The 15,447-nt window shown below is 58.2% G+C and carries 7 protein-coding genes; 3 read left to right on the top strand and 4 right to left on the bottom strand.

Translation table 11 applies throughout. From position 1 onward, the window contains the following. Nucleotides 1-18: 18 nt before the first annotated feature. Both KFS80_RS08455 and KFS80_RS08450 read right to left on the bottom strand, forming a co-directional pair. On the bottom strand, nucleotides 19-513 hold the full coding sequence (locus KFS80_RS08455; protein WP_008080464.1) for a DUF934 domain-containing protein: 495 nt from the start codon (nucleotides 511-513) through the stop codon (nucleotides 19-21). Further along, complete coding sequence (locus KFS80_RS08450) at nucleotides 497-2,155, bottom strand: nitrite/sulfite reductase (protein ID WP_053120848.1); 1,659 nt, start codon at nucleotides 2,153-2,155, stop codon at nucleotides 497-499. The genes KFS80_RS08455 and KFS80_RS08450 overlap by 17 nt, the downstream gene beginning before the upstream one ends. A 524-nt stretch (nucleotides 2,156-2,679) precedes the next feature. Here KFS80_RS08450 and KFS80_RS08445 point away from each other — a divergent pair. Further along, nucleotides 2,680-3,753: an ABC transporter substrate-binding protein gene (locus KFS80_RS08445; RefSeq protein ID WP_212544515.1), complete on the top strand. Its 1,074-nt coding sequence runs from the start codon at nucleotides 2,680-2,682 to the stop codon at nucleotides 3,751-3,753. A 6-nt stretch (nucleotides 3,754-3,759) separates the two neighbouring features. Here KFS80_RS08445 and KFS80_RS08440 read toward each other — a convergent pair whose 3' ends face one another. Beyond that, the gene (locus KFS80_RS08440; protein WP_008080467.1) at nucleotides 3,760-3,978 is read right to left on the bottom strand and encodes a DUF2970 domain-containing protein; all 219 of its coding nucleotides are present in this window, start codon (nucleotides 3,976-3,978) and stop codon (nucleotides 3,760-3,762) included. Between the two features lie 224 nt (nucleotides 3,979-4,202). On the opposite strand from KFS80_RS08440, the gene KFS80_RS08435 reads away from it, so the two are divergent. Next, nucleotides 4,203-5,039, top strand: a complete 837-nt coding sequence (locus KFS80_RS08435; protein WP_212544514.1) for a dermonecrotic toxin domain-containing protein — start codon at nucleotides 4,203-4,205, stop codon at nucleotides 5,037-5,039. A 2-nt stretch (nucleotides 5,040-5,041) separates the two neighbouring features. Then, nucleotides 5,042-10,792, top strand: coding sequence for an NEL-type E3 ubiquitin ligase domain-containing protein (locus KFS80_RS08430; RefSeq protein WP_212544513.1), 5,751 nt, complete (start codon nucleotides 5,042-5,044; stop codon nucleotides 10,790-10,792). A gap of 818 nt (nucleotides 10,793-11,610) precedes the next feature. Here the strand turns inward: KFS80_RS08430 and metH are convergent. Beyond that, nucleotides 11,611-15,321, bottom strand: coding sequence for a methionine synthase (metH, locus tag KFS80_RS08425; RefSeq protein WP_212544512.1), 3,711 nt, complete (start codon nucleotides 15,319-15,321; stop codon nucleotides 11,611-11,613). Nucleotides 15,322-15,447: the final 126 nt, after the last annotated feature.

Here is a 15,447-nt window from a genome sequence, read left to right as displayed (position 1 = left end):
GTGTTACGACTTAAAGGATCAGCGGCGCCGGAACAGCGGCAGCGGCTCGTCGGTGGCGGCCTGATAGGTCACCGAGAAATCCTTGAGACCTTCAAGGGCTTCGTACGGGTCTTTGTCCGGGCGCACAGCAAAGGCGTCGAAACCGCAGCGGTGCATGTAAAACAGCTGATCGCGCAGCACATCGCCAATCGCGCGCAGTTCGCCTTTGAAACCGTAACGGTCGCGCAGCAAACGGGCGTTGGAGTAGTTGCGGCCGTCAGTGAACGCCGGGAAGTTCAGGGCAATCACCTGAAACTCGGCAACGTCTTCACCGATTTCTTCGGCTTCTTCGTCAGCATCCAGCCAGACACCCAGACCGCCGTCGCGGGCCTTGAGCATGCGGCTATGTTCGCGCCACAGTTGCAACGGCACGATCAAGTCGTCGCAATTGCTGATCTCGTCGATGTTGAAATCTTTTGGCAGCAAGTGCCAGGTTTCGTCGACGACTTCGTTGTTCTTAATGATTCGCTGCATAGACGCGTTCCTTGAAGAGGTCGATGCCAATACGCTGATAGGTGTCAATGAAGCGTTCGTCTTCGGTACGTTGTTCAACGTACACGTCGATCAGCTTCGAGATCACGTCAGGCATAACTTCCTGAGCGAAGGACGGGCCGAGGATCTTGCCCAGGCTCGCATCACGGCTGGCGCTGCCGCCGAGGGAGACCTGATAGAACTCTTCGCCTTTCTTGTCCACGCCGAGGATGCCGATGTGGCCGACGTGGTGGTGACCACAGGCGTTCATGCAACCGGAGATGTTCAGATCCAGCTCACCGATGTCGAACAGATAATCCAGGTCGTCGAAACGGCGCTGGATCGATTCGGCAATCGGGATCGACTTGGCGTTGGCCAGCGAGCAGAAATCACCGCCAGGGCAGCAGATGATGTCGGTCAGCAAACCAATGTTCGGTGTGGCGAAACCGCCTTCGCGCAACTCGCCCCACAGGGTGAACAACTGGCTCTGCTCAACGTCGGCGAGAATGATGTTCTGTTCGTGCGAGGTGCGCAGTTGACCGAAGCTGTAGCGGTCGGCCAGATCGGCGACGGCGTCCAGCTGCTTGTCGGTGATGTCGCCCGGGGCAACGCCGGTCGGTTTCAGCGACAGGGTCACGGCGACATAACCCGGCTTCTTGTGCGCCAGGGTGTTGCGGGTGCGCCAGCGAGCGAAACCCGGATGCTCTTTGTCGAGGTCGGCCAACTGAGCGGTCTGGTTTTCCAGGGCCTTGTAGTCCGGATCGACGAAGTGCTTGGCCACACGCTGCAGCTCGGCTTCGGTCAGCGTGGTCTGGCCACCGCGTAGGTGTTCCATTTCCGCGTCGACTTTCTGGGCGAACACTTCAGGCGTGAGTGCCTTGACGAGGATCTTGATCCGCGCCTTGTATTTGTTGTCGCGACGGCCGTAGCGGTTGTACACACGCAGAATGGCGTCGAGGTAGCTCAACAGGTCCTGCCATGGCAGGAACTCGTTGATGAACGCGCCAACCACCGGCGTACGACCGAGGCCTCCGCCGACCAGCACACGGAAGCCCAGTTCGCCAGCGGCGTTGTGCACCGGCTCAAGGCCGATGTCGTGGACTTCAATGGCGGCGCGGTCAGCGGTCGAACCGTTGACGGCGATTTTGAATTTGCGCGGCAGGTAGGCGAATTCCGGGTGGAACGTCGTCCACTGACGGACGATCTCGCACCATGGGCGCGGATCGATCACTTCGTCGGCGGCGACACCGGCGAACTGGTCGGTGGTCACGTTGCGCAGGCAGTTACCGCTGGTCTGGATCGCGTGCATCTGCACGGTGGCCAGTTCAGCCAGAATGTCCGGAATGTCTTCCACCGCCGGCCAGTTGAACTGCACGTTCTGCCGCGTACTGATGTGGGCGTAGCCCTTGTCGTAGTCGCGGGCAATCTTGGCCATCATGCGCATCTGACGCGAAGTCAGCTGGCCGTAAGGCACCGCCACACGCAACATCGGCGCAAAACGCTGGATGTAGAGGCCATTTTGCAGGCGCAGGGGGCGGAATTCTTCTTCGCTCAGCTCACCTGCCAGATAGCGTCGGGTCTGATCACGGAACTGCTTGACGCGGTCCTCGATGATCCGCTGATCGTACTCGTCGTATACGTACATATAAGTCCTGTTCTCAGGCTTGGGCCATTCGGAGTAGCACTGCGTTTTCGCTTGCTGGAGTCCGATTGTGCCTCTGCAATTCTGCGCGCACGGCCGCGCTCTCCCTAACGGAGCCGGGGCAATATACCTGTTTGGTGTTATGCGCAAAAGTGATGTTTGAGTATATGTAAAGAACCAAAACGCCTAACGAGAATCACTGTCAACTATTCCACATTTGTAGTGCGGACAATCATCGTCTTAACTGTGGTCGAGTCTTTCTGCAATCACCGATAAAACCGACAAGAGGCGATGCAATGAGCAATCCGACCAAGGCAAGAAAAAGCGACAGTAGCGTCGATGCGTGGGCCATTTTGTTCCTGATCATTCTCGTAGTAGGGACAGCGGTATTCTGGGTCAGCCATCAGTAAACGACTCATCCGGGCCCCGCATGCGACGATTGTCGGACAAAAACGGGATCATGCACCAATAGCCGATGATTCGAGGGCTATAATGCGCGGCCATTTTTTCTTGGGCCCGGATGACTCATGTTGAAGTTTTTACACCTCGGCTTGCTGCTGTTCAGCGCGCTATTGTCAACCGCTGCGCGAGCGGAGTCTGTGCTGTTCCTCAATCCGGGCTCGACGCAGGAAGCCTTCTGGGTCAGCTATTCGCAGTTCATGCAGGCAGCCGCTCGCGACCTCGGCATTGATCTGCACATCCTCTATTCGCAACGTCAGCCAGAGCTGACCCTCGCTCAGGCGCGCATCGCGCTGCAAGGGCCCAATCGTCCCGACTACCTGATTTTCGTCAACGAACAGTACATCGCGCCGCAAATTCTGCGCCTGGCTCACAACAGTGGCGTGAAGCTGTTCATGGTCAATAACGCCCTGACGGCGGATCAACAAGCGTTGGTCGGCGAGCGCGGCGATCAGATCGGCAGTCTGGTGCCGAACGACGAGGAGGGCGGCTACTTGATGATGAAGGAGCTGATCCGCGTGCATCCGCCGGTGGCAGCGGGTGAGCAGATTGAAATGCTGGCGTTCTCCGGACTGAAAATCACCCCGTCAGCGCAATTGCGTGAGCACGGCATGCAGCGTGCGTTGGCCGAGCATCCTCACGTGCGTTTGCGCCAACTGGTTTACAGCGGCTGGACTCAAGAGCGCGCCTACGAACAGGCGAAACAACTATTCGGCCGCTATCCAAAGGTTTCGCTGGTGTGGTCGGCCAACGATGAAATGGCCTTCGGGGCGATGCGTGCCTACGCCGAAACCGGCAAAGTCCCGGGCAAGGATGCTTTGTTCAGTGCGGTCAATACTTCACCGGCGGCATTGCAGGCGTTCGTCGACGGTCGATTGAGCGCGTTGGTCGGCGGCCATTTCACGCTAGGCGGCTGGGCGATGGTCGAGTTGCACGACTACGAGAAGGGCGTGGATCTGAACCGCTACGGCGGCAGCGATCGGCAAATCCCCTTGCTGCAACTGATCGACAAGCCCCAGGCTCGGCAAATGCTGGCCATGGGCGACTCGCCGGACTACGGCGTGAATTTCCGCAAGCTGTCCGCCAAGGGCCAACCGGATTCGTATCGTTACCCGTTCAACCTGCAAACCCTGATGCGTTGAACCCCGTCAAACCCCGGCGAAATGCAGCACCAGTTTGACGATGGCAAACAACGTCAGCGCGAATACGGCCGTGAACAAAATCCCCAGCACCACGAAATGGCTGGGCTTGCCATGGGTGAAATCCCTTGCCCGATTCTTGCCGCTCTGCACCCCGAACGCGGCGGCCATGACGCTGTGCAGCATCTGCCAGAAGGTCGGCGGTTTGTTGTCGACTGGATCGTCCATAAATCCCTCGTCATCACAGTGTGAACAGCAAGCATAGCTAATTAATTCCCTGTGGCTCGCTGACAAAAGTGACGGCATATATATATGTACCGCCATCGCCAGCGCCGCCGGTGATGAACTGACGTCTCATTTACAAGCCGTCAGGATTTCAGATGCGAGCACTCCTATCGGGCCGGCAAGAGGGCCTGCACACGCCATTCGTTAAACACAAACTGCAACAAAGGTTGCGTCACTTCAGTCGTGCAAATATCCAGCAGCTGGATCAGGCAAGAACACCCGGAGGTTTGCCCGAAGGGGCGATGCCTGAGTGGTTTGAAGCGCTGACCGAGGTGCAACGGCAAATCGTGCGCGACACTCAGCAACGCAGCCGCACGTCCAGTCAAAATCTGGCGAAAACCCTAAAAGGGCTCAAGGGTGTCGTCGAATTTGCGCAACCCTTGCTCGAAGACGCGCTGCTTGAAAAGTTTGGCATCAAGGTCGATACGGCCAACACCTGGCTTTACACCGAGCTTTACCGCGACAGGCTCATCACCGATCAAAACCTGCTGCAATTGGCATTACGAAATTTTGCCGACGAGCAGCCCTTCGCTGAAACAGACATCATCGCGGAACAGGGGGAGAGGGCGCCCATCGTTGATGAAAATGACGGGCCTTATGGCTGGTATTACCCCAAATTCGGCCACTCCCAGTGCTACAGAATCAAGAAGCTGGCGATCAAACCCGGCGAATTTGCACTGTTATGCCGCGAGCTGGATATCGGCAAGCAATATCAGCAGCATTTGGCGGCGATATTTGATGCGTCCGACACCGCTGCGACGGTCAAAGCACAGACCATCGAAGCGTGGAAAGAAAGCCTGAGAGCCCATGCGCACATTGCTCGCCTGACGTCGCTGCTGAGCCCGACCGCCTACCTGGCAGTGCTCGGCGTACTCAACGAAGAGCCGGCGACGACGCTGGACGGCGAACCCGTTGTGTTTAGCCAATTGCATGTTCTGGGCCTGACTGCCAGCGAAATGTTCGTACTTGGCGCGAATCGGCGTAAACAGAAAAAAATGATCTGAGCTTGAGCAATCCCGGCACCAACCTGTTCAGCGTGCTCGGTTATACCGACTCTCGAATCATCGTCTGCATACCGGGCGACCCGGTGGCGCCAATCAAGGAGTACGCCTCGCTCAGGGCATTCGAGAGGGATCTCGCGCTGCGCCTGCGAGACGCCGCTTATCAGCGTTCGTTTCTACGTCTCATCCCGCATGGCGACGCTGGCAGGTTTCTCGGCAGCGTTCAGTCAGCGTTGCAAACGCTGAAGTGGGATCCAGATGCACCACACCGCGAACAAACGTTGTTCGGGCATTTCGACGGGATCTATCAACGGGTTTATCGAGACGACCCGGTGCTGGATCTGGCGGAAAGTTTTTTTGCCGAGAATGTGTTCGACGAGTTGTACACCCGCCACCAGACGCGCCTGAAAGAATCCTCCGCGCAATTGGCGGTACCGACTGCCATCGTCGACCATGACGCCTGGTATGCGCGGTTGGCGCACTATGCCGAATGGGGCTTGAACATACTGAACGTCGCAGCGTTCTTTATTCCAGGGCTGGGCGAAGTGATGATGGCCGTGATGGCCGTACAATTAACGCTGGACGTCTACCACGGAGCGCAGGCCTGGAGCATTGGCGACAGTGATCAGGCATGGAGTTATCTCAGCGCTGTCGCAGCCAATCTGGCGTTTATGGCCGTGCTCGGCGCGGCCGCAAGCAGAGCGCCGAAAATCCTCTCGACGCCGTTTGTCGACGGGATGGTCAAAGTCAAACTGCCGTTCGGTGACCAGCAACTCTGGCGGCCGGGTATTGCGCAGTACAGAAGCCCGGTTGTGTTGCCGTCCACGCTCGAACCCAATTCATTTGGGCAATATGCAGTGGGTAGCAGAACGTTTATCCGCCTTGAGGGCGAGGTGTATGAACAAACTTTTGACTCGACCCTCGGCCGCTGGCGCCTCAAACATCCGAGCGACCCGAATGCTTATCAGCCAGCGCTGCGTTCCAATGGCCAGGGCGCCTGGCGACACGATTTCGAGCGCCCGCTGCAATGGGATCGGGCGACGCTGCTGAGACGGCTGGGCCACGCAACCGATGGGCTGGATACGGCAGCGTTGGAGAACATCGCGCGAATCAGTGGGGTCGACGACAGCGTGCTGCGAAAAATGCACATCGACCACCAATCCATGCCCTCGGTCTTGTCCGATACTTTGCGCCAGTTTCGGAATGGTGTTCCCGTCGAAACGGCGCTGACGCCTGAAATCAAACAACTGCAAGGCACCTTTCCGAGTCTGTCGAATGACGCCGCACAAGAGGTGTTGAGCGCCGCGACGGTTCAGGAACGCCGGCTGATCGAACGTAGCGGACGGCTACCGGTGAGTCTCTTGCTCAAGGCGCGCACTCGCGCCAGAGTCGGGCGAATGAACCGGGCGCTGGCGGGCATGCAGCAGCCAGGCCTGGCGTCTTTCGACAGTCAGCGTCTGGCCCTGCGTGCTTTAGAGAAACAACCAGGCTGGCCGCAATCATTGCGTCTGGAGGTACGTCAACACGACTGCACCGGCAAGACCCTTGCGAGTATCGGCAACGATTCGGCCGAAGACGTCAAATACCTGGTCACTGAGGGTGGTCAACACCACCAGACCGGGCAATTTCAAGCCTTCGACAGCCAGGGCAATGCGTTAAACAGTGTGCCGCAGCAGGGCGACAACTTTCATCAGTCGTTGATGCACGCTTTGCCGGACGATGCACGTATAAGGCTCGGGCTGCCGAACGTGGGGCAGAGCGCCGAGTTGCAAAGCCTGCTGAGCCAATATGCGCAGAGGCATCGCAATCAAATGTTCGAAACATTATTTCCGAACGCACCCGGTCGACGCTTCAAGTCGCCGACACGCCTGGTTGATGGTCGCATTGGCTACCCGTTGAGCGGTCGTGGGGCGAGTACAATGGTCAACCTATCGTTGACCTCAAGGGTGCGCGACCTGTATCCCGACTTTTCAGATGAGTCGGCGGAGATGATGATCCATCATCTGCTGCTCGGTGGAAGTACCGAGACGCAAATTGTGCATTTGCTCAACCTGCGCGCCATGGAGTACGAGACGCTTGCCATTCAACTAGAGCAGTGGAGCGCCGAGGGGGGCGCATCGTTGGCCCGTCAACAAACGGCGCAAATGGTCAAGGACGCCTGGCGGCTGCGGGGGCTGGTCGATGTCCCGGCCGGGATCCATCTGGATTGGGGGAACGCCGGCGTGTTGCCAGAGCTGACGGCGCATTTCCCTCACGTGAGCAGTGTGCAATTGAGTGTCGACAGTTTGCTCAGTCAAAGCAGCGAATCGTTTATGCGGCAGTTTCCCAACATCCGTTCACTTGAGCTGTATGTGTGGGATCCCCTGCAGTCGGCACGGCTGGCCGAGAAGCTCAAAATGCTCCCCGGTATTCGTGAGTTGTTGCTGGGGGGGAATCTCGGTAGCGAGTTCAGTGAGGCGGCGCAGTCGCTGGTGAATGTCATGCCGCAGTTGGAAAGTCTGACGTTGCGCGGAATATCCAGTGCGCTGGATGTCAGCCAATTGCCCCGACTGCGCGCATTGAATGTGGCGGGTACTCTCGAGCGTTGGCCCAAAGGCATTCTGGAGTTGCCCGGGCTTGAACAAGTGAACCTGCGACACGCCAACATCAAGGCGTTGCCTGCGGAGCTGTACGCTGGTCACGAAAAGCTGTGGCGCGGGCTGGATCTCAACTGGGCCAGGCTCGACGCTGAACAGTTCGTCAAAGCCTATGAATACGTACGAGACAACCCTGCGCACGTGCTGGACAGCGAACAAATACTCGAGCGTTACAGTCGCGACTCACTGCAGATTGCGATGGATTGCGGCAGCGATCTTTCCGCCGCCGCGCTTAGACAAATCAAGGCGCGAGGGCTGTCGGGCCGGGCGCTACTCGATCACATCAATGCTTTGCGCCAGGATCTGCAAATGCTGTCCGGGCAACTGACCGACTGGCAGGAACGGTTGCCCATCGTCAACGGCCGGACTGTCGATCTGAATGCCCGACGGAACGCTGCTCGACTGATTCGCGAATCCTGGCGTGAAGGCTTGCGCCAACGCTTCGGCCTGGCTGGGGACGCCTCTGTAAATGCCGAGCCGCGACCGGGATCATCCACCTCGCTCCCCTTGCCGGTTGTTGCGCCTGACAACGTGTTGATACTGGACTTGTCAGGGGCAGCACTGGGTGACCTGCCTGATTTATCCGCGTTGGCCACCACGGATTTTTCCCACGTATTGGCGCTCAAGTTGTCGGAAGTCGTGGCCCCGGTTGATGCCTTGAATCAATTTCTGCCGCACTTCAGCGAGCTTCGGACGCTGGATCTGAGTCGCAATCAGCTGTTCGATTTGCCCTCGACACTCAAACAATTGCCAAAGCTGAAAGACCTGGGGCTGCAGCACAATTATTTGACCATTACACCCTCGCTACAGGGACGTTTGAACGGATTGTCAGGTCTGGAAACCCTCGATTTGCGCTACAACCGCGTCGAGTCGCTGAACGTTACGACTTTACGAGGGCTGAAGCGTTTGCGTCTGGGCCACACCGCGCTTGCTGCTTGGCCCGAGGGCGTATTGGAGTTGCCTGCGCTGACCCGGCTGGAGCTGAACAACAGCGCAGTCGTGAATGTACCCGAGGCCGTGTTCAGCGGGCATGACCAGCTCCAGGTCGATTTGGGAGGATGTCGACTGACGACCAAGGCCCGACACGATCTGCTGGCCAAGAGTCATGAATTTGCGCCAATGGGCATTTCCAGAACTGACTTGCGTGAGGGTTTCACCTTGGGCGGCCCCGCGTATTTTCCGCCCTTGGTCAGCCAGTTTCCGGAGCTGTTGTTGCCGCTGAGAGTGGAGTCTGCAGAGCAGTTGGCGAGAATGACGGCCAAGGCACGCCTGCAAAGGCTTGACCCGGATCTGCGCGACTCCGAGGCGTTGCAGGCGGTTGATGATCTGTCACTGAGTCACGGGGCTGGAGCGTTGTTCGCCCGGATGGATCATTGGGACATGCAGTTTCAGACGTTGACCGAATCCCTGAACCAATGGATCACTCAGCCGCCGTTTCAGTTGCGGGAAATGAGTCTGCCGCTCTGGGTCAGCGCTGTGGAACGGCGCAAAGCCGCCGATCAGATACTGGCGTGTTGGCGGCAGAATCTGCGGGGATTACCTGCGGCCGAGCGGGGTAGCGCCGGTTTCACCCTTGATCTGTCCGAGAACCCCTTAGGCGATTTGCCGACGCTGGCAGGGGATTTCTCTCATGTCGGTACATTGAAACTGAACAAGGTTTTTATTAGCGAGCAGGGCCTGGACGGTTTTCTCGGGGCATTCCAAGGCATCCATACATTGGAGCTAAACAGCAATCTTCTGGCGAACCTGCCCGCACCTGTTTTTGCGATCAACGACCTCAAGCACCTGTCGGCCTCGGGAAACCAGTTGAGATCGACGCCACAACTGACAACGCAACTTGCGACGTTGACTCAGTTGCAGTCGCTGGATCTGTCGCACAACTGGCTGGAATCGCTGGACGTCAGTCCACTCGCCCAGCTTGGGGCACTCAATCTGCAAACCAATCGTCTGGTAGCGTGGCCTGAAGGAGTGCTCGAACTGCCTTCGCTCACAACGCTGAATCTGCGAGACAACATGCTCGAAGCCGTCCCCCATGCATTGATGAGTGAGCGCTACAGCCGATTGAGGGCCGGCGTGGATTTATCGAGCAATGACAGTCTGAGCGGCCAAAGCCTGATCATGCTGCGCAACGAGATTAACCCCGGTGAAACCATCATGGGCTGGTCTGCCGAAGAGCTCGACGAGGTGCTGGACAGTGAGGAGGCTGACAGCATTTTCGGCAGTGATACGTCGCCGCACAGTGATGAAGAGGTGGATGTCGGCCATGTCACCGGTGACGAGGCGCGTCAGCGCTGGATCGAACCAGCGTCAAATGACGCTCAGGAACTGACACGAATCTGGCGCGATTTTGAGCAGCAGCCTGACAGTGCGGCATTCTTCAATCTGCTCGACCGCATGGAAGGCACCAAGGACTTTGCACTGCGGCGCACTGACCTCACACGCCGCGTACATCGCGTGTTGAAAGCCGCCGACAGCGATGAAAGCTTGAGGCGCACGGTCTTTGCGATGGCGCAATCGGCGCAGACCTGCGGTGACGGGCGCATCCTGTTGTTTAGCGATATTGAGGTCAAGGTTTTCGAGTTCGACACCGTCAAATCCACGCCTCTCAATCAACAGGACAGTGTGCTGTTCAAACTGGGTAGAAAACTGTTTCGTCTCGGCCGAATTGAAAAAATTGCCGATCGCGATGTGCTGCAACGCCAGGCACGAGGGGGCAGGCCGGATCCGGCGGAAGTGCGGCTGGCGTATCGGATTGGTCTGGGTGACAGGTTGGATCTGCCGGGGCAGCCGAAAGACATGCTCTACAGTGGCAACGTCAGCGCCGGCACACTGGACACCGCTTACGCCGAAGTGATTGCGGCCGAGCAGTCGGCTGACTTCGTGGAGGATCTGGTCACGCGCGATTACTGGATCGCCCAATTGAAGCGCAAATACCCAGGGCGATTCGCCGTTTTGAAGGATAAACAGGCGCACATTCAGGGCGAGCTTGAAGATCGTTATACAGAGATAACCGAGGCGTACCTGGCAGAAGTCGGGGCGCTGGAGGTGGAATTCAAAACCCAGGAAACCGGGTTGCTGCTTGAGCTGACCAACACTGAACGGCAACAGTTCAGCGTGTAAGAGAGGGGCTTGAACCCTCGGTAGGCAGACGCTCTACCGAGGGTTTGTTCAAGGCGCTGTGATCAGATGTCATAGCCCGGATTCTGCGCCAGCCAGCGTTCGGTCACGCTCAGTTCCCGACTGGATCGTCCATAAATCCCTCGTCTGTCGTGTGTGTCAGACAAGCATAGCCAACCCTTTGGAGAACACTGCAAAACGAACTGTGGGAGCGGGCTTGCTCGCGAAGGCGTCATGTCAGTAAACATCAATGTTGGCTGATCGACCGCTTTCGCGAGCAAGCCCGCTCCCACAGGGGATGTTGCGTCAGGGCTGGATCAGTTGTCGTAGCCGAGGTTCGGCGCCAGCCAACGCTCGGTCACGCTCAGCTCCTGGCTGGATCGTCCATAAATCCCTCGTCTGTCGTGTGTGTCAGAAAAGCATAACCAACCCTTTGGAGAACACTGCAAAACGAACTGTGGGAGCGAGCTTGCTCGCGAAGGCGGCATGTCGGTCAACATCAATGTTGAATGATCGACCGCTTTCGCGAGCAGGCTCGCTCCCACAGGGGATGTTGCGTCAGGGCTGGATCAGTTGTCGTAGCCGAGGTTCGGCGCCAGCCAGCGCTCGGTCACGCTCAGTTCCCGACTGGATCGTCCATAAATCCCTCGTCTGTCGTGTGTGTCAGAAAAGCATAACCAACCCTTTGAAGAACACTGCAAAACGAACTGTGGGAGCGGGCTTGCTCGCGAAGAGGCCATCAGCTTCAACATAAGTGTTGTCTGACAGACCGCATTCGCGAGCAGGCTCGCTCCCACAGGGGATGTTGCGTCAGGGCTGGATCAGTTGTCGTAGCCGAGATTTGGCGCCAGCCAGCGTTCGGTCACGCTCAGTTCCTGACCTTTGCGCGAGGTGTAGCTGGCGATCTGATCCTTATCGACCTTGCCCACCGCGAAGTACTGCGCCTGCGGATGGGCGAAGTACCAGCCGCTGACCGCTGCCGCCGGGAACATCGCGTAGTGTTCGGTGAGGAACACACCGCTGCGGCCGGCACGCATTTCTTCGGCTTCCGGGTCAAGCAGGGCAAACAGCGCGGCTTTCTCGGTGTGATCCGGGCAGGCCGGGTAGCCCGGGGCCGGGCGGATACCGCTGTATTGCTCTTTGATCAGCGCTTCGTTGTCGAGGGTTTCGTCCTTGGCATAACCCCAGTGCTCTTTACGCACTTGCTGGTGCAGCCATTCGGCGCAGGCTTCGGCCAAACGGTCGGCAAGGGCTTTGACCATGATCGAGTTGTAGTCGTCGCCAGCGTCCTGATAGGCCTTGGCCACTTCTTCGGCGCCGATGCCGGCGGTGGTGATGAAACCACCGACGTAGTCGGTCACTTCGCTGTCTTTCGGTGCAACGAAGTCGGCCAATGAGAAGTTTGGTTTGCCGTCGGTCTTGATGATCTGCTGGCGCAAGTGATGCAGTTTGGCCAATGGCTGGCCGTCATCGCCGTACAGTTCGATGTCGTCGTCATGCACCTGATTGGCCGGCCAGAAACCGAACACCGCACGGGCGCTGATCAACTTCTCGTCGATCAGTTTGGCGAGCATTTCCTGCGCATCCTTGTACAGCGAAGTTGCGGCTTCACCGACCACTTCGTCTTCGAGGATGCGCGGGAATTTGCCAGCCAGATCCCAGGAGATAAAGAACGGCGTCCAGTCGATGTATTCGGCGAGGACTTTCAGGTCGATGTTGTCCAGAACCTTGCTGCCAGTGAAGGTTGGTTTGACAGGCTGATAAGTCGCCCAGTCAAACTGCGGCTTCTTGGCGATCGCTGCGGCGTAGCTCAAACGCTCGGTGCGGGCGCTGCGGTTGGCCGTACGCTCACGTACATCGACGTATTCCAGACGGGTCTTCTCGACGAAACCGGCCTTCAATTCTTTCGACAGCAACTGCGTCGCCACGCCGACCGCGCGGGAAGCGTCGGTCACGTAGACCACGGCATCGTTGCTGTACTTCGGCTCGATTTTCACCGCGGTGTGCGCTTTGGAGGTAGTCGCGCCACCGATCATCAGCGGCAGATGGAAATCCTGACGCTGCATTTCCCGCGCAACGTGCACCATTTCATCCAGCGACGGCGTGATCAGACCGGACAGACCGATGATGTCGCACTTCTGTTCTTTGGCCACTTGCAGAATCTTCTCGGCCGGCACCATCACGCCGAGGTCGACGATGTCGTAGCCGTTGCAACCGAGCACCACGCCAACAATGTTCTTGCCGATGTCATGCACGTCGCCCTTGACGGTGGCCATGAGGATCTTGCCTTTGGCTTCTGGCTTGTCACCTTTTTCCAGTTCGATGAACGGGATCAAGTGCGCCACGGCCTGCTTCATCACGCGGGCGGATTTCACCACTTGCGGGAGGAACATTTTGCCGGCGCCGAACAGGTCGCCGACGATGTTCATGCCGGACATCAGCGGGCCTTCGATCACTTCGATCGGACGGGCGAATGACTGACGCGATTCTTCGGTGTCTTCAACGATGTGCGTGGTGATGCCTTTGACCAGCGCATGCTCCAGACGTTTGTTGACCTCCCAGCTGCGCCACTCTTCGGTCTCGGCTTCCTTGACGCTGCCGTCGCCCTTGTACTTGTCGGCAATGGCGAGGAGGGCGTCGGTGCCGTTTGGCGTGCGGTTGAGCACCACGTCTTCAACGGCGTCGCGCAGTTCTTGCGGGATCTGGTCGTAGATCTCAAGTTGACCGGCGTTGACGATGCCCATGGTCAGGCCCGCGCGGATCGCGTACAGCAGGAACACCGAGTGAATCGCCTCGCGCACCGGGTTGTTGCCCCGGAACGAGAACGAAACGTTGGACACGCCGCCCGAGGTCAGCGCGTACGGCAGCTCGTCGCGGATGTAGGCACAAGCATTGATGAAGTCCACAGCGTAGTTGTTGTGTTCTTCGATACCGGTGGCGACGGCGAAGATGTTCGGGTCGAAGATGATGTCTTCCGGCGGGAAGCCGACTTCGTTGACCAGAATGTCGTAAGAGCGTTTGCAGATCTCTTTCTTGCGCGCTTCGGTGTCGGCCTGGCCGGCTTCGTCGAACGCCATCACCACCACGGCGGCGCCGTAGCGCTTGCACAGTTTGGCGTGATGGATGAACTGCTCGACGCCTTCTTTCATGCTGATCGAGTTGACGATGCCCTTGCCCTGAATGCACTTCAGGCCGGCTTCGATCACTTCCCACTTCGAGGAGTCGATCATGATCGGTACGCGCGAGATGTCCGGTTCACCGGCGATCAGATTGAGGAAGGTCACCATGGCCTTCTTCGAATCGAGCATCCCTTCGTCCATGTTGATGTCGATCACCTGCGCGCCGGCCTCGACCTGTTGCAGGGCGACTTCCAGCGCTTCGGTGTAGTTGTCTTCACGGATCAGTCGGGCGAATTTCGCCGAGCCAGTGATGTTGGTGCGCTCGCCGACGTTAACGAACAGCGAGCTGCGATCGATGGTGAACGGCTCCAGACCCGAGAGGCGGCAGGCCTTCGGAATGTCCGGAATCTGACGCGGTGCGTAACCGGCGACGGCTTTGGCGATCGCTTCGATGTGCCCCGGGGTGGTGCCGCAGCAGCCGCCGACGATGTTGAGGAAGCCGCTCTGGGCGAATTCTTCGATGACCTTGGCGGTTTCCGACGGCAGTTCGTCGTACTCGCCGAATTCGTTCGGCAGGCCGGCGTTCGGGTGCGCGGAAACGTGGGTGCTGGCCTTGTTCGACAGCTCTTCCAGATACGGACGCAATTCACTGGCGCCGAGCGCACAGTTGAGGCCAACGGAAATTGGCTTGGCGTGCGCCACCGAGTTCCAGAACGCTTCGGTGGTCTGGCCCGACAGGGTACGGCCGGAGGCGTCGGTGATGGTGCCGGAAATCATGATCGGCAGTTCGATGTGCAGCTCTTCGAACACGCCTTGCACAGCGAAGATCGCCGCTTTGGCGTTGAGGGTGTCGAAAATGGTTTCGATCAGGATCAGGTCGGCGCCGCCCTCGATCAGGCCTTTGGTGGCTTCAGTGTAGTTTTCCACCAGTTCATCAAAGGTGACGTTGCGATAGCCCGGGTTGTTGACGTCTGGCGACAGCGAGCAGGTGCGGCTGGTCGGGCCGAGTACGCCGGCAACAAAACGCGGCTTTTCCGGGTTTTCGGCAGTCTTGGCGTCAGCGATCTTGCGCGCCAGCCGTGCGCCTTCTACGTTTAACTCGTAGGCCAGTTCTTCCATGCCGTAGTCGGCCATGGAAATGCGTGTGGCGTTGAAGGTGTTGGTTTCGAGAATGTCGGCGCCGGCATCCAGATAGGCTTTTTCGATGCCACCGATCACGTCAGGGCGGGTCAGCACCAACAGGTCGTTGTTGCCTTTGACGTCGCTCGGCCAGTCGGCGAAGCGTTTGCCGCGATAGTCCTGCTCTTCGAGCTTATAGCTCTGGATCATCGTGCCCATGCCGCCATCGAGTATCAGGATGCGCTCTTTGAGAGCTTGCTTGAGAGCTTGAAGGCGGACGCTGCGATCGGACATTTGGACTACTCGGAAAGACCATTACGAAGGAGCGGGATCATAACAAACCTGTGCGGTTTTAGAGCATGTGGCGCTTTTGCATGAATATCGCTCATGTTGGTACGGACGTCATAATGTAGAATCGCG

The organism is Pseudomonas rustica (assembly GCF_018336155.1).
GTDB classification, from domain to species: domain Bacteria; phylum Pseudomonadota; class Gammaproteobacteria; order Pseudomonadales; family Pseudomonadaceae; genus Aquipseudomonas; species Aquipseudomonas rustica.
The sequence above is the reverse complement of the archived record's forward strand: the minus strand, read 5'-3'. Positions and strand labels throughout refer to the sequence as shown.